Origin of the sequence: Ramlibacter algicola, from assembly GCF_016641735.1 — a bacterium.
In the GTDB taxonomy this organism is placed as follows: domain Bacteria; phylum Pseudomonadota; class Gammaproteobacteria; order Burkholderiales; family Burkholderiaceae_C; genus Ramlibacter; species Ramlibacter algicola.
On record NZ_JAEDAO010000001.1, the window covers coordinates 3085224 to 3110434 of the forward strand.

The 25211-nt window shown below is 70.1% G+C and carries 30 protein-coding genes; 7 read left to right on the plus strand and 23 right to left on the minus strand.

Annotation, left to right across the window (positions count from 1 at the left end; translation table 11 throughout):
* Positions 1 to 2 precede the first annotated feature (2 nt).
* From I8E28_RS15005 to I8E28_RS15045, 9 genes are all read right to left on the minus strand, one after another.
* Positions 3 to 302: a hypothetical protein gene (locus I8E28_RS15005; RefSeq protein WP_200788867.1), complete on the minus strand. Its 300-nt coding sequence runs from the start codon at positions 300 to 302 to the stop codon at positions 3 to 5.
* Positions 303 to 308: 6 nt separating this feature from the next.
* Positions 309 to 569, minus strand: a complete 261-nt coding sequence (locus I8E28_RS15010) for a nitrogen fixation protein FixH (RefSeq protein ID WP_200788868.1) — start codon at positions 567 to 569, stop codon at positions 309 to 311.
* Between the two features lie 14 nt (positions 570 to 583).
* Positions 584 to 2017, minus strand: coding sequence for a cytochrome c oxidase accessory protein CcoG (gene ccoG, locus I8E28_RS15015; protein ID WP_200788869.1), 1434 nt, complete (start codon positions 2015 to 2017; stop codon positions 584 to 586).
* Between the two features lie 162 nt (positions 2018 to 2179).
* Complete coding sequence (gene ccoP / locus I8E28_RS15020; protein ID WP_200788870.1) at positions 2180 to 3097, minus strand: cytochrome-c oxidase, cbb3-type subunit III; 918 nt, start codon at positions 3095 to 3097, stop codon at positions 2180 to 2182.
* 2 nt (positions 3098 to 3099) lie between these two features.
* Positions 3100 to 3237 (minus strand): cbb3-type cytochrome oxidase subunit 3, encoded by a 138-nt coding sequence (locus I8E28_RS15025; RefSeq protein ID WP_200788871.1) that lies wholly within the window; start codon positions 3235 to 3237, stop codon positions 3100 to 3102.
* A 14-nt stretch (positions 3238 to 3251) separates the two neighbouring features.
* Positions 3252 to 3878, minus strand: a complete 627-nt coding sequence (gene ccoO / locus I8E28_RS15030; protein ID WP_200788872.1) for a cytochrome-c oxidase, cbb3-type subunit II — start codon at positions 3876 to 3878, stop codon at positions 3252 to 3254.
* Positions 3879 to 3894: 16 nt separating this feature from the next.
* The gene (gene ccoN / locus I8E28_RS15035; protein WP_200788873.1) at positions 3895 to 5331 is read right to left on the minus strand and encodes a cytochrome-c oxidase, cbb3-type subunit I; all 1437 of its coding nucleotides are present in this window, start codon (positions 5329 to 5331) and stop codon (positions 3895 to 3897) included.
* Positions 5332 to 5538: 207 nt separating this feature from the next.
* Positions 5539 to 5679 (minus strand): cbb3-type cytochrome oxidase assembly protein CcoS, encoded by a 141-nt coding sequence (ccoS, locus tag I8E28_RS15040; protein WP_200788874.1) that lies wholly within the window; start codon positions 5677 to 5679, stop codon positions 5539 to 5541.
* Between the two features lie 4 nt (positions 5680 to 5683).
* Positions 5684 to 7924, minus strand: coding sequence for a heavy metal translocating P-type ATPase (locus I8E28_RS15045; protein WP_200788875.1), 2241 nt, complete (start codon positions 7922 to 7924; stop codon positions 5684 to 5686).
* Positions 7925 to 8022: 98 nt separating this feature from the next.
* Here I8E28_RS15045 and I8E28_RS15050 point away from each other — a divergent pair, with 98 nt between their 5' ends.
* The 3 genes from I8E28_RS15050 to I8E28_RS15060 are packed head-to-tail and all read left to right on the plus strand — an operon-like array spanning position 8023 to position 10273.
* Positions 8023 to 8466: a universal stress protein gene (locus I8E28_RS15050; RefSeq protein ID WP_200788876.1), complete on the plus strand. Its 444-nt coding sequence runs from the start codon at positions 8023 to 8025 to the stop codon at positions 8464 to 8466.
* A 4-nt stretch (positions 8467 to 8470) separates the two neighbouring features.
* A complete protein-coding gene (locus I8E28_RS15055; RefSeq protein WP_200788877.1) occupies positions 8471 to 9832 on the plus strand; it encodes an MBL fold metallo-hydrolase in 1362 nt (453 codons plus the stop codon).
* An 18-nt stretch (positions 9833 to 9850) separates the two neighbouring features.
* On the plus strand, positions 9851 to 10273 hold the full coding sequence (locus tag I8E28_RS15060) for a universal stress protein (protein WP_200788878.1): 423 nt from the start codon (positions 9851 to 9853) through the stop codon (positions 10271 to 10273).
* An 81-nt stretch (positions 10274 to 10354) separates the two neighbouring features.
* On the opposite strand, the gene I8E28_RS15065 is transcribed toward I8E28_RS15060, so the two are convergent.
* From I8E28_RS15065 to I8E28_RS15095, 7 genes are all read right to left on the minus strand, one after another.
* Positions 10355 to 11206, minus strand: a complete 852-nt coding sequence (locus I8E28_RS15065) for a class III extradiol dioxygenase subunit beta (protein ID WP_200788879.1) — start codon at positions 11204 to 11206, stop codon at positions 10355 to 10357.
* 83 nt (positions 11207 to 11289) lie between these two features.
* Complete coding sequence (gene ligA, locus I8E28_RS15070; protein WP_200788880.1) at positions 11290 to 11667, minus strand: protocatechuate 4,5-dioxygenase subunit alpha; 378 nt, start codon at positions 11665 to 11667, stop codon at positions 11290 to 11292.
* Position 11668: 1 nt separating this feature from the next.
* Positions 11669 to 12607 (minus strand): amidohydrolase family protein, encoded by a 939-nt coding sequence (locus tag I8E28_RS15075; RefSeq protein WP_200788881.1) that lies wholly within the window; start codon positions 12605 to 12607, stop codon positions 11669 to 11671.
* Between the two features lie 19 nt (positions 12608 to 12626).
* On the minus strand, positions 12627 to 13115 hold the full coding sequence (locus I8E28_RS15080) for a type 2 periplasmic-binding domain-containing protein (RefSeq protein WP_200788882.1): 489 nt from the start codon (positions 13113 to 13115) through the stop codon (positions 12627 to 12629).
* A gap of 1 nt (position 13116) precedes the next feature.
* On the minus strand, positions 13117 to 13800 hold the full coding sequence (ligK, locus tag I8E28_RS15085; protein ID WP_200788883.1) for a 4-carboxy-4-hydroxy-2-oxoadipate aldolase/oxaloacetate decarboxylase: 684 nt from the start codon (positions 13798 to 13800) through the stop codon (positions 13117 to 13119).
* A gap of 13 nt (positions 13801 to 13813) precedes the next feature.
* The gene (locus I8E28_RS15090; protein WP_200788884.1) at positions 13814 to 14842 is read right to left on the minus strand and encodes an amidohydrolase family protein; all 1029 of its coding nucleotides are present in this window, start codon (positions 14840 to 14842) and stop codon (positions 13814 to 13816) included.
* Between the two features lie 19 nt (positions 14843 to 14861).
* Entirely contained in the window at positions 14862 to 15548 is a 687-nt protein-coding gene (locus tag I8E28_RS15095) for a substrate-binding domain-containing protein (RefSeq protein WP_200788885.1), read from the minus strand.
* 100 nt (positions 15549 to 15648) lie between these two features.
* Between I8E28_RS15095 and I8E28_RS15100 the strand changes: the two genes are divergently transcribed.
* The 4 genes from I8E28_RS15100 (at position 15649) to I8E28_RS15115 (ending at position 18734) form a co-directional block, all read left to right on the plus strand.
* Entirely contained in the window at positions 15649 to 16560 is a 912-nt protein-coding gene (locus I8E28_RS15100) for a LysR substrate-binding domain-containing protein (protein WP_200788886.1), read from the plus strand.
* Between the two features lie 175 nt (positions 16561 to 16735).
* Positions 16736 to 17620 (plus strand): aldo/keto reductase, encoded by an 885-nt coding sequence (locus I8E28_RS15105; RefSeq protein ID WP_200788887.1) that lies wholly within the window; start codon positions 16736 to 16738, stop codon positions 17618 to 17620.
* 3 nt (positions 17621 to 17623) lie between these two features.
* Positions 17624 to 18211 carry a DUF6064 family protein gene (locus tag I8E28_RS15110; RefSeq protein ID WP_200788888.1) on the plus strand — a complete coding sequence of 196 codons (588 nt, stop codon included), beginning with the start codon at positions 17624 to 17626 and terminating at the stop codon, positions 18209 to 18211.
* A 40-nt stretch (positions 18212 to 18251) separates the two neighbouring features.
* Positions 18252 to 18734: a DUF456 domain-containing protein gene (locus I8E28_RS15115; RefSeq protein ID WP_200788889.1), complete on the plus strand. Its 483-nt coding sequence runs from the start codon at positions 18252 to 18254 to the stop codon at positions 18732 to 18734.
* 79 nt (positions 18735 to 18813) lie between these two features.
* Here the strand turns inward: I8E28_RS15115 and I8E28_RS15120 are convergent, their stop codons facing one another.
* The 7 genes from I8E28_RS15120 to I8E28_RS15150 all read right to left on the minus strand — a co-directional run bounded on the left by I8E28_RS15120 (position 18814) and on the right by I8E28_RS15150 (position 25102).
* Entirely contained in the window at positions 18814 to 19770 is a 957-nt protein-coding gene (locus I8E28_RS15120; protein ID WP_200788890.1) for an AEC family transporter, read from the minus strand.
* A complete protein-coding gene (locus I8E28_RS15125; protein ID WP_200788891.1) occupies positions 19770 to 20672 on the minus strand; it encodes an NAD(P)-dependent oxidoreductase in 903 nt (300 codons plus the stop codon). The genes I8E28_RS15120 and I8E28_RS15125 overlap by 1 nt, the downstream gene beginning before the upstream one ends.
* Before the next feature lie 9 nt (positions 20673 to 20681).
* A complete protein-coding gene (locus I8E28_RS15130; RefSeq protein ID WP_200788892.1) occupies positions 20682 to 21647 on the minus strand; it encodes a Bug family tripartite tricarboxylate transporter substrate binding protein in 966 nt (321 codons plus the stop codon).
* A gap of 145 nt (positions 21648 to 21792) precedes the next feature.
* The gene (locus I8E28_RS15135; RefSeq protein ID WP_200788893.1) at positions 21793 to 22497 is read right to left on the minus strand and encodes an ABC transporter ATP-binding protein; all 705 of its coding nucleotides are present in this window, start codon (positions 22495 to 22497) and stop codon (positions 21793 to 21795) included.
* Positions 22490 to 23251: an ABC transporter ATP-binding protein gene (locus tag I8E28_RS15140; protein WP_200788894.1), complete on the minus strand. Its 762-nt coding sequence runs from the start codon at positions 23249 to 23251 to the stop codon at positions 22490 to 22492. Before I8E28_RS15140 ends, I8E28_RS15135 begins: the two co-directional genes overlap by 8 nt.
* Complete coding sequence (locus I8E28_RS15145) at positions 23244 to 24230, minus strand: ABC transporter permease subunit (protein ID WP_200788895.1); 987 nt, start codon at positions 24228 to 24230, stop codon at positions 23244 to 23246. The genes I8E28_RS15140 and I8E28_RS15145 overlap by 8 nt, the downstream gene beginning before the upstream one ends.
* On the minus strand, positions 24227 to 25102 hold the full coding sequence (locus tag I8E28_RS15150) for a branched-chain amino acid ABC transporter permease (protein WP_200788896.1): 876 nt from the start codon (positions 25100 to 25102) through the stop codon (positions 24227 to 24229). The genes I8E28_RS15145 and I8E28_RS15150 overlap by 4 nt, the downstream gene beginning before the upstream one ends.
* Between the last annotated feature and the right edge of the window lie 109 nt (positions 25103 to 25211).

Here is a 25211-nt window from a genome sequence, read left to right on the forward strand (position 1 = left end):
GGTCAGGCGTCGCGCACGTCCACCTGCCCCGGGCAGCCCGGCGGCCGGCGCGCAGGGGCGAAGGGGCACTGGTTCACCTCGTTCGGGGTCAGGCGCAGCAGCGTGGTCAGCGCGCAGGCCCCCATGCTGATGACCCAGAAGGCGAAGAACGCGACGGCATGGACCGCCTGCCGCGACCACGCCAGCGTCCCGTGCAGCCACTGCACGTCGTGCGGGTCGACCAGCGCGAACACCAGCGCCTGCAGCAGGCAGGCGGCGAGGAACGCGGGCCAGGCGATCCAGAGCATCTTGCGCGCGAGCATGGCGATTCAGGGCGCTTCGGCCGCGGGCGTGGCCGCGTGGTTGCGGGCCTGCTGCGCCGGCAGCAGTGCTCGCTCGTGCACGGCCTGGCGCTGCACCGGGGCGCGCGGGCGGGCGTCGTCGGCCAGCACGTCGGCACCGTGCGCGGCCAGCCAGAAGGTGACGATCGAGGCGAGCACGACCACGATCGGGCCGGACAGCACCAGCCACACCAGGCCATGGCGCCACCAGGGCTCGGGGAGGGAGGTGGATTGCGTCGGGCGGGGCATGGAGTCTCCTCGGGTCAGCGCGGGACGATGAAGACGGATTTCTCGCGCACGTGCGCCCCGCCCTGCCCCTCGATCGTGAAATGGATGGCGTGCGAACCCGCGGGCGCGGCCCCGTACGGGAGTTGCAGGCGCACGGCGACCCAGCGCGACTCGGCCGGGCCGACGCTCACCTCGTCGTCCGAGGCGATCGCCAGGCCCGGCAGGCCTTCCGCGCCGATGCGGTAGCGCTGCGTCTCCTCGGTCGCGTTCATCACCTGCAGCCGGTAGACGTTCTCCAGCTTGCCGCCGGCCACGATGCGCGCCAGCGAGGCGCGGTCGCGCACCACGTCCACCCTCAGCGGCGTGCGCAGCGCCAGGCTGATCGCCAGGCCCATGCAGAGCGCGGCGAGGACGGTCGCGTAGACCAGGATGCGCGGGCGCAGCACGCGGCGCACGATGTCGCGGCCGGTCCAGCCCTTGTCCAGCGCCTGCTGCGTGCTGAAGCGGATCAGCCCGCGCGGGTACTCCATCTTGTCCATCACCGTGTCGCACACGTCGACGCAGGCGGCGCAGCTGATGCACTCGTACTGCAGGCCGTTGCGGATGTCGATGCCGGTCGGGCACACCTGCACGCACAGCCCGCAGTCGATGCACGAGCCCAGCCCCCTGGCCTGGAAGTCGTCGCGGCGGCCGCGGGTGCCGCGCGGGTCGCCGCGCGCGGCGTCGTAGCTGACGATCAGCGTGTCCTTGTCGAACATCGCGCTCTGGAAGCGCGCATACGGGCACATGTACTTGCACACCTGCTCGCGCAGGAAGCCGGCGTTGCCGTAGGTGGCCGCGGCGTAGAAGAACACCCAGAACACTTCCCACGAGTCCATGCGCGTCTGCAGGAACTCCATCCCCAGTTCGCGCACCGGCGTGAAGTAGCCCACGAACGTGACGCCGGTCCACATCGCCACGCTCATCCACGCGAGGTGCTTGAACGACTTCTTCACCAGCTTCTCGGTGCTGAAGCTGCTGCCGTCCAGCTTCAGCCGCTGCGGGCGGTCGCCTTCGACGTGCCGCTCGATCCACAGGAAGATCTCCGTGTAGACCGTCTGCGGGCACGCGAAGCCGCACCACAGCCGCCCCGCCACCGCGGTGAACAGGAACAGCAGCAGCGCGCTGGCGACCAGCAGGCCCGTGAGGTAGATGAAGTCCTGCGGATACAGCACCTCCCCGAACAGGTAGAAGCGCCGTGCCGCCAGGTCGAACAGCACCGCCTGCCGGCTGCCGTTCTCCGTGCCCCACGACAGCCACGGCAGCCCGTAGAACACGATCTGCGTCAGCCACACGAACGCCCACCGCCAGCGCGCGAACAGGCCCGTGACGCTGCGGGGATAGACCTTCTTGTGCGCCTCGTAGAGCGACACGGTCTCCTCGGGCGCGGCCGGCACGGGGACGATGGGGATGACTTTCTGGTGCTGCATGGTGGACACCACGATGGTGCGCGCCACCCGGGATGCCGTGTTTGCGCTAGATCAGTCCCACGTCATTCCCGCGGAGGCGGGAATCCACCGCTTCCGTCTTCCCGACGCTCACGAGGTGGAAGCGATGGGTCCCCGCCTCCGCGGGGACGACGGAAGGCCGCCTCAGGGTTTCACCACCACCGGCTTGTTCGACAGCCCCCACACATACGACGCCAGCACGTGGATCTGCGCGTCGGTCAGCTTGCCGTGCTGGGCGGGCATGACGTTGGTCTTGCCGTTGTTGACCATGGCGATGATGGCCTGCTCGCCATAGCCGTGCAGCCAGACGTCGTCCGTGAGGTTGGGCGCGCCCATCGCGGGGTTGCCCTTGCCGTCCATGCCATGGCAGGCGGCACAGGCTGTGAACTTGCTCTTGCCCAGCTGGGCGCGCAGCGAGTCGTGCGGCGCACCGGACAGCGACAGCACGTAGTTGGCGACGTTCTTGACGTCGTCGGCGGAACCCACGGCCGCGGCCATCGGGGGCATGGCGCCCTGGCGGCCGGCGTTGATGGTCTCGACGATCTTGTCGGGCGTGCCGCCGTGCAGCCAGTCGGCATCGGCGAGGTTCGGGAAGCCCTTGCTGCCGCGCGCGTCGGAACCGTGGCACTGCGCGCAGTTGTTCATGAACAGCCGCTCGCCGATGGCCATCGCGGCCGCGTCGCCGGCGACTTCCTCCACCTTGCGCGCCGTGAACTGCGCGTACAGCGGCGCGAGCTGGCGGTTGGCTTCCTCGACCTCGGCGTCGTAGGCGCCGCGCGACGACCACCCGAGGCTGCCCTGGTAGGTCCCCAGGCCCGGATAGAACGCCAGGTACAGCAGCGAGAAGACGGCGGTGATGACGAACAGCCACATCCACCAGCGCGGCATCGGGTTGTTCATCTCGGTCAGGTCCTCGTCCCAGACGTGGCCGGTGGTGTTGTCGGCCGCCGAGACGATCTTCTTGCGCGCCGTGATCCACAGCAGCAGCAGGCAGGCGACGATGCCCGCCAGGGTGATGCCGGCCACGTAGACCGACCAGAAATTCGCGGTGAAGTCGCTCATGATCAGTCGTCCAGCAGGGGGATGCGCGCGTCTTCCTCGAAGCGGGCGCGGTTGGACCGGGCATACGCCCAGGCCAGGATGGCGATGAAGGTGGCGAAGCAGGCCAGCGTGGCCAGGATGCGCAGGGTGTTGACGTCCATGTCCCGGCTCCCTCTCACTTCAGCGCCAGGCCGAGCGACTGCAGGTACGCGACCAGCGCGTCCATCTCGCTCTTGCCCTTGACCTCGGCCGCCGCCTTGGCGACCTGCTCGTCGGTGAACGGCACGCCGACGGCGCGCAGCGCCTTCATGTGCGTGGCGGCGCTGGCGTGGTCCGCGGGCGTCTTCTCCAGCCAGGTGTAGGCCGGCATGTTCGACTCGGGCACCACGTCGCGCGGGTTGTTCAGGTGGATGCGGTGCCACTCGTCCGAGTACTTGCCGCCCACGCGCGCCAGGTCGGGGCCCGTGCGCTTGCTGCCCCACTGGAACGGGTGGTCGTAAACCGATTCCCCGGCCACCGAGTAGTGGCCGTAGCGCAGCGTCTCGGCGCGCAGCGGCCGGATCATCTGCGAGTGGCAGTTGTAGCAACCCTCGCGCACGTAGATGTCGCGGCCGACCACCTGCAGCGCGGTGGGCGGCTCGACGCCCTGGATCGCCTGCGTGGTCGACTTCTGGAAGAACAACGGGACGATCTCCACCAGGCCGCCGACGGCGACGACCAGCAGGATCAGCACGATCATCAGGAAGTTGCTGGTCTCGACCCGCTCGTGGGTGAAACCGGTGGGGGTGTTGGAAGTGCTCATGGCTTGGTGTCTCGCTTCAGGCCGCCTGGGGCATCGGCACGGGAACGCGCACCGCGCGGCCGCCCGCCACCGTCATCCACGTGTTCCATGCCATCACGAGCATCCCGGCCAGGTACAGCAGGCCGCCGGTGACGCGGATCACGTAGAAGGGATAGGTCGCCTTGACCGATTCGACGAAGGTGTAGGTCAGCGTGCCGTCGGTGTTCACCGCGCGCCACATCAGGCCCTGCATCACGCCGGCGATCCACATCGCGGCGATGTACAGCACGATGCCGACGGTGGAGATCCAGAAGTGCAGCTCGATGGCCGGGACCGAGTACATCTTCTTCTGGCCGAACAGGCGCGGGATCAGGTAGTACAGCGTGCCCATCGTGATCAGGCCGACCCAGCCCAGCGCGCCGGCGTGCACGTGGCCGACCGTCCAGTCCGTGTAGTGCGACAGCGCGTTCACGGTCTTGATCGACATCAGCGGGCCTTCGAAGGTCGCCATGCCGTAGAAGGACAGCGCGACGATCATGAAGCGCAGCACCGGGTCGTCGCGCAGTTTGTGCCACGCGCCCGACAGCGTCATCATCCCGTTGATCATCCCGCCCCAGCTGGGCGCCAGCAGGATCAGCGAGAACAGCATGCCCACCGACTGGGTCCAGTCCGGCAGCGCGGTGAAGTGCAGGTGGTGCGGGCCGGCCCACATGTACGTGAAGATCAGCGCCCAGAAGTGGACGATGGACAGCCGGTAGCTGTAGACCGGGCGCTCGGCCTGCTTCGGGATGAAGTAATACATCATCCCGAGGAAGGCGGCGGTGAGGTAGAAGCCCACGGCGTTATGGCCGTACCACCACTGCACCATCGCGTCCTGCACGCCGGCGTACGCGCTGTACGACTTCATCCAGCCGGCCGGGATCGCGGCGCTGTTCACCAGGTGCAGCACCGCGATGGCGATGATGAACGAGCCGTAGAACCAGTTGGCCACGTAGATGTGGCGCACCTTGCGCTTGCCGATGGTGCCGAAGAAGACGATCGCGTACGAGATCCACACGGCCGCGATCACGATGTCGATCGGCCACTCGAGTTCCGCGTACTCCTTGCCCTGCGTGTAGCCCAGCGGCAGGCTGATGGCGGCGGCCACGATCACCACCTGCCAGGCCCAGAACGTGAACGACGCCAGCTTGGGCAGGAACAGCGGCACGTGCGACGTGCGCTGCACGCACCAGTAGCTGCTGGCGAACAGCGCGCAGCCGCCGAACGCGAAGATCACCGCGTTGGTGTGCAGCGGGCGCAGGCGCCCGTAGCTGAGCCAGGGAATGCCGAAATTGAGTTCCGGCCAGGCGAGCTGCGCCGCGATGAACACGCCGACGGCCATGCCCACCACGCCCCAGACCACCGCCATCAGCGAGAACTGGCGCACCACCGTGTCGGTGTACGCCACCGCCGCTGCTTGCTTGTTGTCGTCCATCGGGAGCCTTTGATCGTGACCTTGGCAGTGTCCCGTCGCGGCGCCCCGGTCGGGTTGATGCACGTCAAGTGGCTCGTTCGCAGCCGGCAAGAACTCCGGAACGCAGAGGCCGCAGGGCAAGCGCGGAGATCGCAGAAGAATCATTCAATGGTCTGCTTCCGCGTCCTCTGCGCTTGCCCTGCGATCTCTGCGTTCGGGAGTCCGCCTTCAGCTCTCGTCGCGCAGGATCCGTTCGCCTTCGGCCTCGAGCGACTCGAACTGACCCCGCCACACCGCCCACGCCAGCGCGCCGAGGATCAGCAGGCCCAGGCCGACGGACAGGGGGATGAGGAGGAAGAGGATGTCCATGGTGTCAGGCTCGCGCCAGGCGCGCGGCATTGGCGACGACGGCGAGCGAGCTGAGCGCCATGCCCAGGCCCGCGAGCCAGGGCGGCATCCAGCCGGCGAGCGCGAGCGGCACGCAGATGGCGTTGTAGGCGGCGGCCCAGGCCAGGTTCTGCCGCACGACGCGGCGGGTGCGGCGCGCGAGCGCCAGCACGGCCGGGATGGCGGCGAGCTGTCCGCCCAGCACGATGAAGTCGGACCGCGTCTGCGCCAGCGGCGCGCCCTGCCCCATCGCGAATGCCACGTCGGCGCGCGCGAGCACGGGGCCATCGTTCAGGCCGTCGCCGGCCATGGCGACGCGGTGGCCTTGCTGCTGCAGGTCGGCGACCTGCGCGAGCTTGTCTTCGGGCGACTGGGCACCACGCGCGTCGACGATGGCGACGCGTGCGGCCAGGCGCTGGACGGCTGCGGGTCGGTCGCCGGACAGCAGGTGCACGTCCACCCCGCGCTCCTGAAGGTCGCTGACGGCAGCGAGCGCGTCGTCGCGCAGCGGCTCGTCCAGCGTGAACGTCGCCAGCCAGCCGGGGGCGTCGGCCAGGTGGACTTGCGTGCCGTCCGCGTCGTCGGCCACGCCGCACCAGCCGGCGGAGCCGAGCCGCACGACACCGCGGCCGGCGACAACGCCTTCGACGCCCTGGCCCGCCACTTCATGCACCTGCGTGGCGGTCTCGACGCTGCCGGCCGCGGCGCGCACCAGCGCCTGCGACACCGGATGCAGCGACTGCGCGCCCAGCGCCGCCGCGACCTGCAGTGCCTCGTCGCCCGTGACGCCGGCCCGCGAGCGGATGCCGGTGACCGCCAGCCGGTCGCTGGTGAGCGTGCCGGTCTTGTCGAACACCGCCGTGTCGATGCGGGCCGCGGCCTCGAACGCGTCCAGCTGGCGCACGAGGATGCCGCGCCGCGCCAGCGCGCCTGCGGCCGCAAGCGTCGCGGCCGGCGTGGCGAGCGACAGCGCGCAGGGGCACGTCACGATCAGCACGGCGACGGCGATGTCGATCGCGTGCGCGGGATCGGTGCTCCACCACGCCGCGGCCGCCGCGGCGGCGGCCACCAGCACCCCCAGGAGGAACGGCCCCGCGATGCGGTCCGCGGCGCGCGCCAGCGCCGGCTTGTCGACGGCGGCGCGCTCCATCAGCGCGACGATGCCCGCGAAGCGCGTGTCCCCGCCGACGCGGTCCACGCGCAGCACGAGCGGCGCCGCCAGGTTGTGGCTACCGGCGATCACCGCGTCGCCCGTGGCGCGCGCCACCGGCTGCGATTCGCCCGTGAGCAGGGCCTCGTCGACGCGGCTGCTGCCTTCGAGCACCGTGCCATCGGCGGCGAAAGCCTCGCCGGGCAGCGTGCGGACGACATCGCCGACGCGCAGCCGGCGGACCGCGACGCGTTCCCAGCTGCCGTCGTCCGCACGGCGCCGCTCGGCGGTCGGCGGCACGCGCCGCATCAGCGCATCCAGGGCGCCGGCCGTGCGGTCGCGCAGCCGCTGTTCGAGCAGGCGGCCGGACAGCAGGAAGAACACGAACATCGCCACCGAGTCGTACCAGACGTCGCGCCCCAGCGGCCCCGTCGGATCGATGGTCGCGAGGCTGCTGGCGCCGAACGCGATCAGGATGCCCAGCGCCACCGGCACGTCCATGCCGATGCGGCCGTGGCGCAGGTCGCGCAGCGCCGACGCGAAGAACGGCCAGCAGGAGAACGCCAGCACCGGCACGGTCAGCATCCACGACGCCCAGCGCAGCAGCGCCTGCACGTCCGGCGTGATCTCGCCCGGCGCGGCGATGTACGCAGGCGTCGCGTACATCATCACCTGCATCATGCAGAAGCCCGCCACCAGCCAGCGCCACAGCAGCCGGCGCTGCGCCTGGCGGCGCGGCACGGCCGCCAGTTCGTCCCCCGCGGGCAAGCCGCTGTAGCCGGCGCGCGCCAGCGCGTCGAACCAGGCCTGCGGCGCGCAGCGGTTCGGTGTCCAGACCACCCGCGCCGTGGCACTGCCGCCGTTGACCTGCACCGATTCCACGCCGGGGACGGCGCCGATCGCCTGCTCGGTGGTGAGCGTGCAGGCCGCGCAGTGCATGCCGTCGATGGCGATGTACGACTCCCACCAGCCCTCGCGGCCGGCCAGCGGGCGGCTGAACGCCTCCCAGTCCGCGGGCTCGGGCGCCGCCCGAAGGTCAGCAGCGGGCAGCGGCAGGGGGACGGTCGAAGCAACCATGCAGGCGAGCGTAGGTGCGCCGGCGCACGGAGGAGTTGATTTGCATCAAGACATCCCCCGGGACACGCGCCTACGCTTCATGCATCCGGAGACCTGCCATGTACTCACGCCTCCTCGTCACCACCGACGGCTCGGACCTCTCGGCCAAGGCCCTGCAGGCCGCAATCGACCTCGCGACGGCGATGCGTGCCGAGCTGGTCGTCCTGCACGTCGTGCCGCTCTACCCCACCAGCTACTTCGAAGGCGCGATCGCGTACGAGCACGGCGAGATCGCCCGCATCGAGCGGCAGTGGGGCGAGCAGGGCCAGGCGCTGGTCGACCAGGCCGCGGCGCAGGCCGACGCGGCCGGCGTGAAGGCGCGCGGCGTCATCCTGCGGTCCGACCTGGTTGCCGACAGCGTCATCGCGGCGGCGACCAAGTACGAGTGCGACCTGGTCGTGATGGCCTCGCACGGCCGCCGCGGCATCGGCCGCGTGCTGCTGGGCAGCGAGACGCTGCACGTGCTGACGCACTCCACCGTCCCCGTGCTGGTGTTGAGGTAATCCCATGCGGCTCACCTTCCTCGGCGGCGCCGGCACGGTCACCGGGTCGCGCTTCCTGCTCGAGCACGGCGGCCGCCGGCTGCTGGTGGACTGCGGCCTGTTCCAGGGCCTCAAGCAGCTGCGGCTGCGCAACTGGGCGCCCTTCCCCGTGCCGCCCGCCTCGATCGACGCCGTCGTGCTCACCCACGCCCACATCGACCACAGCGGCTACATCCCCGCGCTCGCGAAGCACGGCTTCCGCGGGCCGGTGTTCTGCACGCCGGCGACGCGCGACCTCGCCGGCCTGCTGCTGCCCGATTCCGGGCACCTGCAGGAGGAAGACGCGGCCTACGCCAACCGGCACGGCCTGTCGAAGCACCGCCCGGCCCTGCCGCTGTACACGGAAGCGAACGCGCGGGCGTCGCTGTCGCTGCTGGAAGCGGTGCGCTTCGACGAGCCGTTCACGCCGGTTCCCGGCCTGAAGGCACGCTTCGTCCGCGCAGGACACATCCTGGGCGCTGCGAGCGTGCACCTGGCGTGGGACGGCGGCAGCGTGCTGTTCTCCGGCGATCTCGGCCGCAACGCCGACCCGCTGATGGAGCCGCCGGACGCACCGCCGGCGGCCGACCATGTCGTGATGGAGAGCACCTACGGCGACCGCGACCACGAGGACGTCCAGCCGGAGGACGAGCTCGCGCGCGTCGTCGTGCGCACGGCGGCCCGCGGCGGCATGGTCGTCATCCCTGCGTTTGCCGTCGGGCGGGCGCAACTGGTGCTGCACCTGCTGGCGCGCCTGAAGGGGCAGGGACGCATCCCGCCGGACCTGCCGGTGTTCCTCGACAGCCCGATGGCGACGGACGTCACGCAGCTGTACGCCAAGTACCGTGACGAGCACCGCCTGGACAACGCGGCGTGCGAGGCGATGTGCCACCAGGCCCGCTTCGTGCAGTCGGTCGAGGAATCCATGTCGTTGCGCGAGCTGCGCATGCCGTCGGTGATCGTGTCCGCCAGCGGCATGGCCACCGGCGGCCGCGTGGTGCACCACCTCGAGGCCTTCCTGCCGGACCGCCGCAACACCGTGCTGCTGGTCGGCTACCAGGCGGCCGGCACGCGCGGCGCCACGCTCGCCGCGGGCTTGCGCGACGTGAAGATCCATGGCCAGCACGTCCCGGTCCGCGCCGAGATCGCCTCGCTGGGCGCCATGTCCGCGCACGCCGACCGGGGCGAGCTGCTGCACTGGCTGGACCGGCTGCCGCACGCGCCCCGGTCCGTGCACCTCGTCCATGGCGAGCCCGTGGCCGCCGACAGCCTGCGCCGCGACATCGAGGAGCGCCACCCCGGCTGGTCCTGCATCGTCGCCGAGCAGCTGGCCACCGTCAATTTCTGAAACCACCCTGGAGATCCCATGCGCATCCTCTTCGCGGCCGACGGCAGCAAGTTCACCAAGAAGGCGCTCGCCTTCCTGTCCACCCATGAATCGCTGGCCGGCCCGGACGACGAGTTGCTGGTGCTGAACGTGCAGCCCGCGCTGCCGCCGCGGGTGCGCACGATGGTCGGCGCCGCCATGGCGAACGACTACCAGCGGGAGGAGGCCGAGAAGGTGCTGGCGCCGATCCGCAAGTACCTGGAGCGCAAGGGCATCGCGTTCCGTTGCGACTGGAAGGTCGGCGAGCCCGCGGCAACGATCGTCGCCGGTGCGACCAAGCAAGGCGCGCACCTCATCGTGATGGGCACCCACGGCTACGGCCCGCTGGGCCGCGCGGTGATGGGCAGCGTCGCGCAGCGCGTGCTGTCGCAAGCCAACGTGCCGGTGTTGCTGGTGAAATAACCGGCTTGTCATTCCGGCGGAAGCCGGAATCCATGCCGATGCAAGCATGGATTGCGGGTCGAGCCCGCAATGACAACCGAGTCAGCTCTCCAGGATCAGGTGCCCTACCGCCGTGTTCGACGCGGGCACGTGATAGAAGCGGTGGCGCAGCTTCGGCTTCGGGCCACCGGCGACATCGGCCATCGCGCCGCGCGCGATCAGCCACATCACCAGCTCGATCCCCTCGCTGCCCGCCTCCCGCACGTAGTCGATGTGCGGCACGGAGGCGAGTCCTTCGGGATCGTCGATCAGCCGGTCGAGGAAGCGGTTGTCCCACTCCTTGTTGATCAGGCCGGCGCGCGGGCCCTGCAGCTGGTGGCTCATGCCGCCCGTGCCCCAGACCTGCACGTTCAGGTCCTCGTCGAAGGACTCGATCGCCTTGCGCAGCGCCTGCCCCAGGCGGAAGCACCGCATGCCGCTGGGAACCGGGTACTGCACGACGTTCACCGCGAACGGAATGACCTTGAACGGCCACTGCTTCGGCTGGCCGCACAGCAGCGACAGCGGGACGGTCAGGCCGTGGTCCACGTCCATCCTGTTGACCAGCGTGAGGTCGAAGTCCTGCTGGATCACCGACTGCGCGATGTGCGCGGCGAGCTCCGGCGCTCCTTCGACGTCGGGCACGGGCCGCGGCCCCCAGCCTTCGTCGGCTACCTTGTAGTGCGCGGCCGTGCCGATGGCGAAGGTCGGGATCATGTCGAGGCTGAACGCCGTCGCATGGTCGTTGAACACCAGCAGCACGACGTCGGGCTGGTTGTCCTTCATCCACTGGCGGCTGAAGTCGTAGCCGGCGAAGACCTTCTGCCAGTACGGCTCGGCGGTCTTGCCCAGATCCATCGCCGCGCCGATGGCCGGCACGTGCGAGGTGAAGACGGATGCGGTGATTCGGGCCATTTCCTTGCCTCCGACGAGCCGCCTCTAGGAGGCAAAAGCCCCCTCGGGGGGCAGCGAGTACACGAAGTGAGGAGCGTGGGGGCTCACAGTTCCCTGCCCCACTTGGGGTCGCGGCCCCCGGCGATCATCATGTTGCGGTACTCCTCTTCCGTCATGCCGGTCATCGAGCCGGCCATCTGCTGGAAGCTCTTGCCGTCGGTGGCGCCGATCTTGGCCAGGAAGTAGATGTTGCCGCCCAGCGCGATCATGCGGTTCATGTCGCGCGCCAGCACGGCCTGCTTCTGGTCCTCGGTCATCGACCATTCGTCCAGGTAGGCGCGCTCGTCCTTCTTGAAGCGCTCGCGGTTCTCGGCCTTCATCAGCGACATGGCGAACTGGTTCAGCCAGTAGCCCTTGCGGCTCTGCTCGGCGTCGAAGATGGTCGTGCCGGGCACGTCCTTGTACGGTTTGTCCAGGGGCATCTCAGGCCTCCTCCGGCCAGTAGAGGCGCATCGGGTTGTCCACGAGCAGCTTGCGCTGCAAGTCGGCCGTGGTCGCGATGTGCGGGATGAAATCGACCAGCAAGCCGTCGTCGGGCATGTGGCCCTTCAGGTTGGGGTGCGGCCAGTCGGTGCCCCACAGCACGCGGTCGGGGAATGTCTCCACCACCTTGCGCGCGAACGGCACCACGTCCTTGTACGCGGCCTGTTGGCCGTCGAGCGCGGGCGGCCCGCTGACCGACAGCCGTTCCGGGCAGCTCACCTTGCTCCACACGTTGGGATGCTCGCGCATGAACTTCAGGAACAGGCCGAACTCCGGGCCATCCAGCGGCTTGCCGACATCGGGCCGGCCCATGTGGTCCACCACCACCGTGGTCGGCAGGCTGGTGAAGAAGTCCCACAGCTCGGGCAGGTCCACCGCCTCGAAGTAGATCACCACGTGCCAGCCCAGCGGCGCGATGCGGCCGGCGATCTCCAGCAATTCGTCCTTGGGCGTGAAATCCACCAGCCGCTTGACGAAGTTGAAGCGCACGCCGCGCACGCCGGCGGCGTGCATCAGGTGCAATTCGTCGTCGGTGACGGTGCGCTTGACCGTCACGACGCCACGAGCCTTGCCGTCCGACGACTGCAGCGCGTCGAGCAGCGCGCGGTTGTCCGCGCCATGGCAGGTGGCCTGCACGATGACGTTGCGGGCGAATCCCAGGTGGTCGCGCAGGGCGAACAGCTGTTCCTTGCTCGCGTCGCACGGCGTGTACTTGCGCTCGGGCGCATACGGGAACTGCGCACCCGGCCCGAACACGTGGCAGTGCGCGTCGACGCTGCCGGCCGGCACGCGAAAGCGCGGCTGGCTGGGGCCGTCGTACCAGTCGAGCCAGCCGGGCGTCTTCTCGAAACCGCCGCTGGTGGGTTTGCCTTGGGTCATCTCGTTCGCTTGGTGAGGCTCAGTGGATCGTCGTCGTCGCGCCGCGCAGGCCGGCACGCGCGACCATGGCGGCCAGGCGCCCGTCCGAGCGCAGCCGCTCGCCCAGGTGGGACAGGTAGGCGACGGCGGCCGGGTCGCGGCCCTTCGGGATCGCCATCGCGAGGAATCCGCTGCGCAGTCGCACCAGCGGGTACGCGAAGTCGACGTCGCGGGCGCGCGGCTCGCCGCCTTCCAGGCAGCTGAAGTCGACCTGCCCGGCCTTCATTGCGTCGACGACCTGCGCGGCGCGATCGAACGCCACCACCTGCGGCGGCACGCCGATCTCGCCCGCCAGCACCTCGCCGAGGTCGCGGGTCAAGGCCGCCGGTGCGCCGGCGGCGACGCCCACGCGCAGCGTGCCGGTCGGCGCGAGCGCATGGTTCAGGATCGGGTCGACGGCTGGCGCGGACGCGCAGGCCGCGAGCAGCAGCGCGGACGACAGCAGCAGAAGGCGACGCGTGCGGGCCATCTCAGTCGATGTAGCGCAGGCCGGCCTTGGCGAGCGGCTCGCGCATCTTGTACATGTCGAGGCCGAGCACGCCGGATGCCAGCTTGGCGCGCTTCTCGCCTTCGTTGGCTTCGCGCGCGGCGGCCGCGTCGAGCGTCTTCTGCGCCATCGCGGCCGGCACGCACACCACGCCGTCGTCGTCGGCGACGATGACGTCGCCCGGGTGCACCAGCGCACCGGCGCAGACGACCGGGATGTTCACCGAGCCCAGCGTTGCCTTGACGGTGCCCTTGGCACTGATCGCCTTGGACCACACTGGGAAGCCCATCTCCTGCAGCGTCTTCACGTCGCGGCAGCCGGCGTCGATGACCAGCGCACGGGCGCCGCGCGACTTGAACGACGTGGCGAGCAGGTCGCCGAAGAAGCCGTCCGTGTTCTCCGCCGTGCAGGCGGCAACGACGATGTCACCCGGCTGGATCTGCTCGGCGACGACGTGCAGCATCCAGTTGTCTCCCGGCTGCAGCAGCACCGTGACCGCCGTGCCGGAGACCTGCGCCCCCGGATAGATCGGGCGCATGGACGGCTGCAGCAGCCCGACGCGCCCCAGCGCCTCATGGACCGTGGCCGTGCCGTACTGCGCCAGCTGGTCCGCGACCTTGCGGTCCGCGCGCTGGATGTTGCGATAGACGACGCCTAGTTCGTACATGGATGCTCCAGGTTCAATGCCCGCGCGACTTCAATCGCGCGTCCAGCCGCGGGAACACGCGGCGCGCGTTGCCCTCGAAGATCGCCGCTTTCTCGGCGGCGGACAGGATCGTCGACGCGTCGATGTAGCGCTTGGTGTCGTCGTAGTAGTTGCCCGTCGTCGGGTCGACGCCGCGGACGGCACCGATCATCTCGCTGGCGAACAGCACGTTCTTCACCGGGATCACGGTGTTCAGCAGGTCGATGCCCGGCTGGTGGTACACGCAGGTGTCGAAGAACACGTTGTTCATCACGTGGGTGTCCAGCGGCGGGCGCTTCATCTCCTGCGCCAGTCCGCGGTAGCGGCCCCAGTGGTAGGGCACCGCGCCGCCGCCGTGCGGGATGATGAAGCGCAGTTGCGGGAAGTCCTTGAACAGGTCGCCCTGGATCAACTGCATGAACGCCGTCGTGTCGGCGTTGATGTAGTGCGCGCCCGTCGTGTGGAAGCACGCGTTGCACGAGGTGCTGACGTGGACCATGGCCGGCACGTCGTGCTCGACCATCTTCTCGTAGATCGGGTACCAGTGGCGGTCCGTCAACGGCGGCGACGTCCAGTGGCCGCCCGACGGATCCGGGTTCAGGTTGATGCCCACCGCGCCGTACTCGCGGATGCACTTCTCCATCTCCGGGATGCAGGTCTTGGGGTCCACGCCCGGCGACTGCGGCAGCATCGCCACCGGCACGAAGTGGTCCGGGAACAGCTGCGACACGCGGAAGCAAAGCTCGTTGCAGATCGCCGCCCAGGTGCTGGACACCTGGAAGTCGCCGATGTGGTGCGCCATGAAACTGGCGCGCGGCGAGAACAGCGTCAGGTCGTTGCCGCGCTCCTTCATCAGGCGCAGCTGGTTCGCCTCGATCGACTCGCGGATCTGGTCGTCGGAGATCTTCAGCTGGCTCGTCTTGGGCATCACGGACGGATCCTTGATGCCGGCGATCTGCTGGTTGCGCCACTCTTCCAGCGGCTTGGGCGCCGTCGTGTAGTGGCCGTGGCAGTCGATGATCATTCTTTCGCTCTCCTCGGGGTCAGGCCGGCTCCATGCCGTGCCGTCGTTTGATGTCGGTGCTCGCCGGCGAGGCGAGGAACGCGAGCAGGTCCTGCGCGGCGTGCGCCTGCTGGCTGGTCGCGCACACCGCGCCGGAAAAGATGGTCGTGATGCGCACCGGGTCGGGCAACGCGCCGAGCACGGTGATGCCGGCCAGGTCCTTCAGTTCGCTGGATTGCTGGAATCCCAGCGCCACCTTGCCGTCGGCCACGAGCGAGCCGACCGGCACGCCGGGCGGCGCCTGCACCGTGCGGGCCTGCATCTCGGCGGCGATACCCCAGCGCTCGAACAGCTTCAGCAATGCGGTTCCGCTGGGGCCGGTCGAATAGCCGATGGTGGGCGCGGCGAGCACGGCGGCCTTCAACGCGTCTTCGCTGCCGATGTCGGGAGTCGCTGCGCCGGCCTGCACGGCGACGGCCACTTCGGACCGGAACAGGTCCACGCGCGCGCCCGTGGCGTGGCCAGACGCCAGCAACTTGTCGATGGCCTCCGCGGCGAGCAGCACGACGTCGAAGGTCTCGCCCGCCTGCACGCGCTTGGCCGCGTCGACGCCGCCGACCGATTCGATCCGCACCGGGCAGGTCGTCTGGCGCTCGTACGCGACGGCGAGTTCGGCCAGGACGGCCCGCGTCGCCATCGACGAGATGCCTCGCAAGGGGATCAGCATGGACGCATTCTGGGCGGCGCCCCCCGCCGGGCCAAGTTCCGGCCCCGGCTATCAGCTAGAACAAAGGGGCATGGCTGCAGGGCCCCACTACACTTTGGGCATGGATTTGCGGCAGCTGGAGTACTTCGTTCGCGTGGCCGAGCTCGGCAGCTTCACGCGGGCTGCCATCGAGCTCGACGTGGCGCAACCCGCCCTGAGCCGGCAGGTGCGGCTGCTCGAAGTCGAGCTGCGCCAGACCCTGCTGGTGCGCAACGGCCGCGGCGCCGTGCCCACCGAAGCGGGCAAGACGCTGCTGGAGCATGGCCGCGGCATCCTGCACCAGGTGCAGCGCGCCAAGGAGGACCTGGGGCGCCTGCGCGGTGGCCTGTCGGGCCGCGTCGCCGTCGGCCTGCCCAACAGCGTCGCGCGCGTGCTGACCGTGCCGCTCACGCGCGCGTTCCGCGAGCAGATGCCGGACGCGCGGCTCTCGATCAGCGAAGGCCTCTCCCACTCGCTCGAAGCCGGCCTGGTGAGCGGCCGCCTCGACATCGCGGTCCTCTACAACGCGCAGACGACGCGCGAGCTCGATGCGACGGCGCTGATGGACGAGGAGTTGCTGCTGGTGCGCGCGCGGCCGCCCGGCCTGCACGAGGACCCGCCGCCCGGGCCGGTGACGCTGGACGACGTCGCCGGCTTGCCGCTCGTGATCCCCACGCGTCCGAACGCGATCCGCATGCACGTCGAGTCCGCGATGGCCGCCATCGGCCGCAAGCCCGAGGTCGCGCTCGAGATCGACGGCGTGCAGGCGATCCTGGACCTGGTGCGCGACGGCGCCGGCTGCGCGATCCTCTCGCGCAACGCCCTGCTCCATTCGCCGCGGCCGTCGGCGTTCACCGCGCAGCAGATCGGGTCGCCGCCGATGCACATCCGGCTGTCGCTGGCGACCAGCCTGCAGCGCCCTGCCACGCCGGTGCAGGAAGCGACGCTCAAGCTGATCCGCGACACGGCGCCGCAAGTGGTGCCGCACGCCTAGCTCGTCATTCCCGCGGGGGCCTTCTTCGTCATCCCCGCGAAGGCGGGAATCCATCGCTTCCGCGTTCGACGCCGCCATGAAAGCGATGGGTCCCCGCCTCCGCGAAGACGACGGCTGTCGCGTCCGATTCCTCCCCGTCGGCCCACGCCCGGCACGGGCGCTGCTACGCTGCCGCATGCGCCGCCGCACCGCGCTCACGCTGCTGGGCTGGCCCGTGCTCGCGGGCGCGGCCGACGCTGCGCCGCTGGCGCGGCCGATCCCCTCGACCGGCGAGCAGCTGCCGCTCGTGGGCCTGGGCACCTGGATCACGTTCAACGTCGGCCGCGACCCGGTGGGGCGCCGGCAGTCGGCCGACGTCGTGCGGGCCTTCTTCGCCGCGGGCGGGCGGCTGATCGACTCGTCGCCCATGTACGGCTCGTCGCAGCCCGTGGTCGGCGAGGCGGTGCGGGGCCTGGGCATGCCCAAGGCGCTGTTCGCCGCCGACAAGGTCTGGACCTCGGGCGACGGCGAGGCGCAGGTGGAAGCGTCGCGCCAGCATTGGCAGGTGCCGCGCTTCGACCTGCTGCAGGTCCACAACCTGCTGGCCTGGGAGCGCCAGCTGCCGCTGCTGCAGGAGATGAAGCGCGCCGGGCGCGTGCGCTACGTCGGCATCACGACCTCCGAAGGCCGGCGCCACGCCGAGTTCGAGAAGATCCTGCGCGGGCAGCGCCTCGACTTCATCCAGCTGACCTACAACCCGGTGGACCGCGAGGCCGACGAACGCCTGCTGCCCCTGGCGCGCGAGCGCGGCGTCGCAGTGCTGGTGAACCGGCCGTTCCAGGAAGGCGACCTGCTGCGGCGGCTGGCACGCCACCCCTTGCCGCCTTTCGCCGCCGACCTGCAGTGCACGAGCTGGGCGCAACTGGTGCTCAAGCACATCGTCAGCCACCCGGCGGTGACGTGCGCGATCCCGGCGACCACCAGCGTCGCCCACGTGCGCGAGAACCTCGCGGCGGCCAGCGAGCCGCTGCCGGACGAGGCGACGCGCCAGCGCATCGCGCGCCACATCACGCGCCTGTGAGCCATGTCCGAGTGGTGGACCTACCGGCCGTCGGACTTCCTGATGTTCTCGGCCCGCAGCTGGGGCCGTCTGGTCGATGGCTGGAACATGGAGTTGTGGCCGCTGCAGCCGCTGCTCGTGCTGGCGGCCGTCGTTCTCGTCGCGACAACGGCGGTGCGCGGATCGACGCTGCAGGGCGCGATCACCGCCGTGCCGGCCCTCGCGTGGATCTGGGTCGCGTGGGCGTTCCTGTGGGAGCGGTTTTCCACCATCAACACCGGCGCCTCGTGGATGGCCGCCGCCTTCGCGGTGCAGGCCGTGCTGCTGCTCGCCCTGGGCAGCGCGGCCGGCCCGGCGCCTTCGCGCGGACGCCGCCAGGCGGGACTCGTCATCGCCGCCGCCGCTGCGGTGGCGTCCCCCCTGCTCGCACCACTCGCGGGACATGGCTGGACGCGAGCCGAAGTCGCGGGCGCCCTCCCCGACCCGACCGCGCTGCTGACCGTGGGCCTGCTGCTCGCGCTGCCGCTGCGGCACCTGCGCTGGCTGCTGCCGATCCCCCTGCTCGCGCTGGCCGTCGGCTGGACGACCGCATGGCTCCTGTGGACCAAGTGACGGCCGGCCGGCGCGCCGCCGCAGGTAGAGTGCCTGCGCCATGAACACCAACGTCCTGTGGCTCCTGAGCACCGTGCTGATCGCCGCGGGGCTCGCGGGCATCGTGCTGCCGGCGCTGCCCGGCACGCTGCTCGTGCTGGCGGGCATCCTGCTGGGCGCCTGGATCGACGACTTCACCCGCGTCGGCTGGTTCGCCGTCAGCGTCGTCGTGGTGCTGGCCCTGCTCGCGTGGGCAATGGACTATGTCGCCGCGATGCTGGGCGCCAGGCGCGCCGGCGCCAGCAAGCAGGCGATCGTCGGCGCGGCGGTCGGCACCGTGGCCGGCCTGTTCATGGGGATCGTGGGCATCTTCATCATGCCGCTGGTGGGCGCCGCCGTCGGCGAGTACCTGGCCCGCCGCGACCACGGGCGCGCGCTGCACGTCGGCATCTCGACCTGGCTCGGCCTGATGGCCGGCATGCTGGCCAAGTTCGTGCTGGCCTTCATGATGATCGGGGTGTACGTGGTGGCGCTGATGTTCTGAGGGAACAGGCGGCCTGCCGCGAGCGGCTGTCCTGGTTCGTCGTTCCCGCGAACGCGGTGACGACAAGTCTCCTTCGCTTTCACCCGCGCAACGCCCACACCAGCCCGGTCAACGTGAAGAACCCCGCCACCGTCGTTCCCAGCTGCGCCGCCGCGGCCATCGAGTCGTGGCCGTGCTTCTGGGCGAGGATGGGGTAGATCCCGAGCATCGGCACGGCGGCCATCACGACGACGGCCACCTGCAGCTCGCGCTGCATCGGCGGCAGCAGCCACACCAAGGCCAGCGTCGCCAGCGGATGGAACAGCAGCTTGCCCAGGGCGATCACGGTGACGTCGCGCCACAGCCTGCCGATGTGGATGCCCGCCAGCGAGCCGCCGATCACCATCAGCGACACGGCCGCCGTCGACATCGCGAACAGGTTGACCGCCTTCGCGACTGGTTCGGGCAGTTGCCAGCCGAACAGCGAGAACACGAAGCCGGCGACGATGCCGTGGATCATGGGGTTGCGCACGAGGCCGCGGCCCGACTGCGCCAGCGCGGCCCGAATGCGCTCGCCACGCGTGCTGCCCGCAGGGGCGTCGCCCGTGTCGCTGTCGGCGATGGCCAGTGCCAAGGGCAGCAGCAGGAAGTTCTCCACGATCATCGCCAGCGCCAGGCCGACGCCCGCCGTCGCGCCGCCGAACAGCTGCGCGACCAGCGGGAAGCCGATGAAGCCGCTGTTCGGGCACGACATGCCCATGCCGCTGATCGCCGACGCGGAGATCGACTTGCCGGTGACCTTGCGCGCCCACACGATGCCGAACGCCATCGCGACCAGCGCCCCGCCCGCATAGGCCACGATGAACACGGGGTTGAGCACCTCGCCGACGCTGCGCTGCGACAGCGCGTTGAACAGCAGCGCCGGCAATGCCAGGTGGATCACGTACTTGCCGAAGATCCGCATCTCGGCGCGCTGGAACAGCCCGCCACGCGTGGCGACGTAGCCCGCCGCGAGGACCAGGTAGATCGGCCCGGTGATCGCGAGGACCGATCCCATCAGCCCTTCTTGCGCGCGGCGATCAGCGCATCGGCATAGGCCTGCCAGGGCGCGTCCTTCGGCACGTCCTGGAACACCCCGGCGGCGGCCGCGTCGGCGACCCATTGGTGCTTCTGCGCGATGGCGCTGGCCATGAAGGGTTCGAAGCCCGCCTCGCGCACGGTGGTGGCCGATTCGCGCATCTCCTCGGCGCGGCGCTTGCCATGCTGCGCGACGCGGCTGAAGAAGTACGCACCCTGCTGCGGCCAGTCGATCGAGGGGAAGGTCTCGGCCAGCGTGGGCAGCACGTGGTCTTCGACGCCGTACTGGCGCGCCGTCGAATAGCTCTCGATGACCAGCGCCTCCAGGCCCTTGATCATCACGCTGCGGCACATCTTGATCGCGCTCGCGACGCCCAGCTTGGGTGACACCGCCTTCGCGTCCATGCCCCAGCCTTGCAGCAAGGTCGCCAGCGCTTGCGCCTGTGCGCCGCCGAGCAGCATCGGCACGCGGATGCCGTACGGTGGCACCGAGGTCATCACGCCCGCCTCCACGTAGTGCGCGCCGCGCGCATCGACCAACGCAGCGGCTTGCTGCTTGGTGCCCGGCGAGGCGGAATTCAGGTCGAGGAACACCGTGCCAGGACGCAGGAAGGGCGCGGCCTCCCGCGCGACCGCGAGTGTGTTCGACGCCGTGACGGCGGAGATCACGAGGTCGCTCGCCTCGCACAGCGCCTGCATCGACGGCTGCGCCGTGATACCGGCCTGCTGTGCATGCGCCAGTTCGCGCTCGCGCTGCGCGGCCTGCGTGAACTTGAGGTCCCAGGCGGCGACCTGCTGGATGCCGGGCTTGTCCTTCAGGCCGGCGCTGAAGATCTTGCCGACTTCGCCGTAGCCGATGAGGCCGATGCGTTGGATCTGCATGGTGGGGTCCTACTGTTTGGGAATGCGCGCACGCTCGATCACGTCGGACCAGCGGCGGATGTCGGCGGCCAGGTGCTCGCGCAGCTGCGCGGGGGTGCTGCCTTGCGGTCGGAGGTTGAGGTCGGCCAGCTTGCGCTGCACGTCGGGCAGCGCGAGGGCCTTGTTCACTTCGGCGTTCAGGCGGTCGACGATCGCGGCCGGCGTGCGCGCCGGCACGGCAAGTCCGTTCCATGAACTGGCCTGGAAGGTCGCGAGCGAGCCGCCCGCTTCACGCGCGGCCGGCACCTGCGGCAGTTGCGGCGCGCGCTTGTCACCGAAGACGGCGATGGCGCGCAGCGCCCTGGACTGGATCTGCCCGAGCAGCGGCCCGAGGATGTCGACCTGCGCATCGACCTGCCCGGCCCGCACCGCGGTGATCACCGGCGGCGTGCCGTTGAACGGCACCACCTGCGCGTCGATGCCGGCGCTGGCCTTGAACAGCTCCGCCGCCAGGTGCTGCGTGGTGCCGACTTGCGGCGTGCCGATGTTCAGCTTGCCCGGGTTGGCGCGCGCCCACGCGAGCAGGTCCTGCAGCGAACCGAAGCGGCCGCCCTCGGCAACCGTGAGGACGAGGTCGAAGGTCGCCAGCAGCGAGACGGGCGCGAAGTCCTTCAGCGCATCGAACGGTAGCGACTTGAACAGCGAGGCGCTGACGGCCGTGCCGCTGGAGACGAGGAGCAGCGTGTGCCCGTCCGGCTCCGCGCGCGCGACGAGCTCACCGGCGACGACACCGCCGGCGCCCGGCCGGTTGTCGACCACGACCGGCTGGCCGAGCGTGGCACCGATCGCCTGACCAATGGTCCGCGCCGTGATGTCTGCCGCGCCACCCGGTGCATTCGGCACGACCAGCCGCAGCGGTCGCACCGGAAACCTGTCCTGCGCGCGGGCGACGAGGGGCAGCGTGGCTGCGATCAGGAGCGTGCGGCGATCGAACATGGGTGGAAGGCGGGCATCCGAACGCAGAGGACGCAGAGCAAGCGCAGAGGACACGGAAGAAGCATTTCAACCATTTTCTTTGAATTCTTCTGCGTTCCCTGCGCTTGCTCCGTGTCCTCTGCGTTCGGCTGTTCTGCCCCCGCTTTCAGCGAGCCACGCCCAGCAAGCGGTCCAGCAGTGCCTGGTCGGCACGCAACTCCGTCGCGCTCCCGCGGTGGACCACGGTGCCGCGATCCAGGACGACGGCGCGGTCGGAGATGGCGAGGATCGCTTGCGGGTGCTGCTCCACGATGATGGCCGACAGCCCCTCGTCGCGGGTGATGCGGCGGATGGCGCGCAGCAGCTCCTCCACGATGATCGGCGCCAGGCCTTCCAGCGGCTCGTCGAGCAGCAGCAGCCTGGGGTTCAGCACCAGCGCGCGGGCGACGGCCAGCATCTGCTGCTCGCCGCCCGAGAGCTGCGTGCCCAGGTTGCCCTTGCGCTCGGCCAGCCGCGGGAACATCGCGTACACGCCGTCGGGCGTCCACTTGCCGGGCCGCGCGACCGCCGCGAGGTTCTCGTGCACGGTCAGCGACTTGAAGATGTTGCGCTCCTGCGGCACCCAGCCGATGCCCGCCGCGGCGCGCTGGTGCGGCGCGAGCTTGTGCAAGGCCGCGCCGGCCAAGGTCAAGGTGCCGGCATGCTGGCGCGTCGCGCCGGCGAGCGTGTTGATCAGCGTCGTCTTGCCGGTGCCGTTGCGCCCCAGCAGCGCCAGCGTCTCCCCTTCGTCGAGCGAGAACGCCACGTCCTGCAGCACCACGGCTTCGCCGTAGCCGGCGGACAGGCCGTCGACGCGCAGCAGTTCAGGCATGCGCTTCCTCGCCGTGGCCCAGGTAGACCTCGCGCACGCGCGGATCGGCCGCGATCTCGTCGGGCGTGCCTTCGGTCAGCACCGCGCCGTTCACCAGCACCGTCATGCGGCGCGCGAAGCTGAAGACCAGGTCCATGTCGTGCTCGATCAGCAGCACCGACACGTCGGCCGGCAGCGCGGCGACCGTCTGCAGGATGTCCTCGCGTTCCCCGGCCGGCACGCCCGCGACGGGTTCGTCCAGCAGCAGCACGCGCGGCTCGCATGCCAGCGCGATCGCGATTTCCAGCAGGCGGCGCTTGCCGTACGCGAGGTGCTCGGTGGGGACGTCCTTCACCTCGGCGAGGCGGAACTGCTCCAGCAACTGGCTGGCGCGCATCACCACTTCTTCGTCACGGCCCAGCGGCTGCCAGAACCGCGCGCCCTGCCTGCGCTGCTGCGCGATGACCAGCGCCAGCGTCTGCAGCGGCGTCATGGACGGGAACAGCTGGTTGATCTGGAACGTGCGCACCAGGCCGCGGTGCACGCGCTTGTGCGGCGCCAGTTTGGAGATGTCCTCGCCTTCCAGCGCGATGCGGCCCGAGGTCGGCTCCAGCACGCCGGTGAGCAGGTTCACCAGCGTCGTCTTGCCGGCGCCGTTCGGCCCGATCAGCGCATGCCGCGCGCCGCGCTCCAGCCGCAGCGTCACGTCGTCGGTGGCCGTGATGCCGCCGAAGCGCTTGACGAGGCGCTCGCAGGTGAGGACGTGGTCAGGCATGGCTCCGCCCCGATGTCGCGGACTTTTTCCCCTTCACCCACGTCCACGGCTTCAGCAGCCGGTCCCGTCCCACCAGCACCAGCACCACCAGGAACAGCCCCAGCCAGAACGTCCAGTACTGCGGCGTGATGGACGACAGCAGGTCCTGCAGCAGCTTGAACACCACGGCGCCCAGCACGCCGCCGTACAGCCAGCCGGTGCCGCCGACCACCAGGATCAGCAGTGTGTCGGCCGAGCGGTCGAAGGCAAAGACGTCGAGCGACGCGAAGCCGGTGGTCTGCGCCAGCAGCGCGCCGGCGGCGCCGGCCAGGCCGGCGGCGATCGTGTACGCGGCGGACAGGCGCGACGCGACCGGAATGCCGATGGCCATCGCGCGCAGCCGGTTGTCGCGGATCGCCATCAGCGTGGCGCCGAAGGGCGAGCGCACCAGGCGGCGCAGCAGCAGGAACGCGACCAGCAGCACGGCGAGGGAGTAGCAAGCGGCCGTCTTGCCGGCCAGGTCGAATTCGAAGCGCCCGAGCAGCGGCGCGATGGTCACGCCTTGCAAGCCGTCGGCGCCGCCGGTGAGCCAGTCGAGCTTGTTCGCCAGCTCCAGCAGGATCAGCGCCGCGCCCAGGGTGACCATCAGCCGCGTGAGATCCGTGCCGCGCTGGATGGTCAAGCTGAAGATCGCCCCGAGCACCGTCGAGCCCGCGACCGCCACGGCCAGGCCGACCAGCGGATCGCCGATGAAGTGCTTGGCCAGCAGCGCCGCCGCATACGCGCCGAAGCCGAAGAACGCCGCATGCCCCAGCGACACGATGCCGGTGAAGCCCAGGATCAGGTCCAGCGACAGTGCGAACAGCGCCGTGATCGCGATCTCGTTGACGATGGCGGCGTGCCGCGGCAGCACGAAGGGCGCGGCGAACGCCGCGATCCACAGCAGCGGCTCCCACCAGCGCCAGCGCGACGCAGCCAGCAGCGAACGCTGCGGGTTCACGCCTTGCCCCCTTGCCGCACGAACAGCCCCTGCGGCCGCCAGACCAGGATGACGATCATCAGCGTGTAGACGATGAACGCGCCCATCTTCGGGATGTAGTACTTGCCCGCCACGTCGGCGATGCCCAGCAGCAGCGCCGCGCACAGCGGCCCCGTGATCGATGACGTTCCGCCGACGGCGACGACGATCAGGAAATAGATCATGTACTTGAGCGGGAACGCCGGATCGAGGCCGAGCACTTCGGCGCCGAGAGCGCCGCCCAGCCCCGCCAGGCCGCTGCCGAACGCGAACGTCGAGAGGAACACCACGTTGACGTTGATGCCCAGGCCCGCGGCGACACGCTGGTCATCGACCGAGGCCCGCAGGCGCGCACCGAAGCGCGTGCGCGTGAGCACCGCCTGCAGCACGATGGTGAGCGCCGCGCACACCGCGATGATGAACAGCCGGTAGTGGCCCATGCCCAGCGTCCACGCGCCCTCGCCGAGTTCGGTGCGGCCGCGCAGCCAGTCGGGCAGGTGCAGGATCTGCTGCGTCGAGCCGACGAAGTAGTCGACCGCTGCGACGGCCATGAAGGTCAGCCCGATCGAGAACAGCACCTGGTCCAGGTGCGGCTTGCGGTACAGCGGCCGGTACAGCGTGCGTTCGAGCACGCCACCGAGCAGCGCCGACCCGAGGAACGCGAGCGGCAGGCAGAGGAGGAACGGCACGCCCGCCTTCTGCATCAGCAGCACGGTGATGTACCCACCCACCATCGCGAACGCGCCATGCGCGAGGTTGATGAAGTTCATCAGCCCCATGGTCACCGCCAGCCCCAGGGCCAGGATGAACAGCAGCATGCCGTAGGCGATGCCGTCGAAGAGGATGGTGAGCATGGGGAACCATTGTCATGCCGGGCTCGACCCGGCATCCAGTCCTCAGCACCCCCGGGCGTTCCGGGGGCGCAGCGATGGATTGCGGGTCAAGCCCGCAATGACAAGCAGC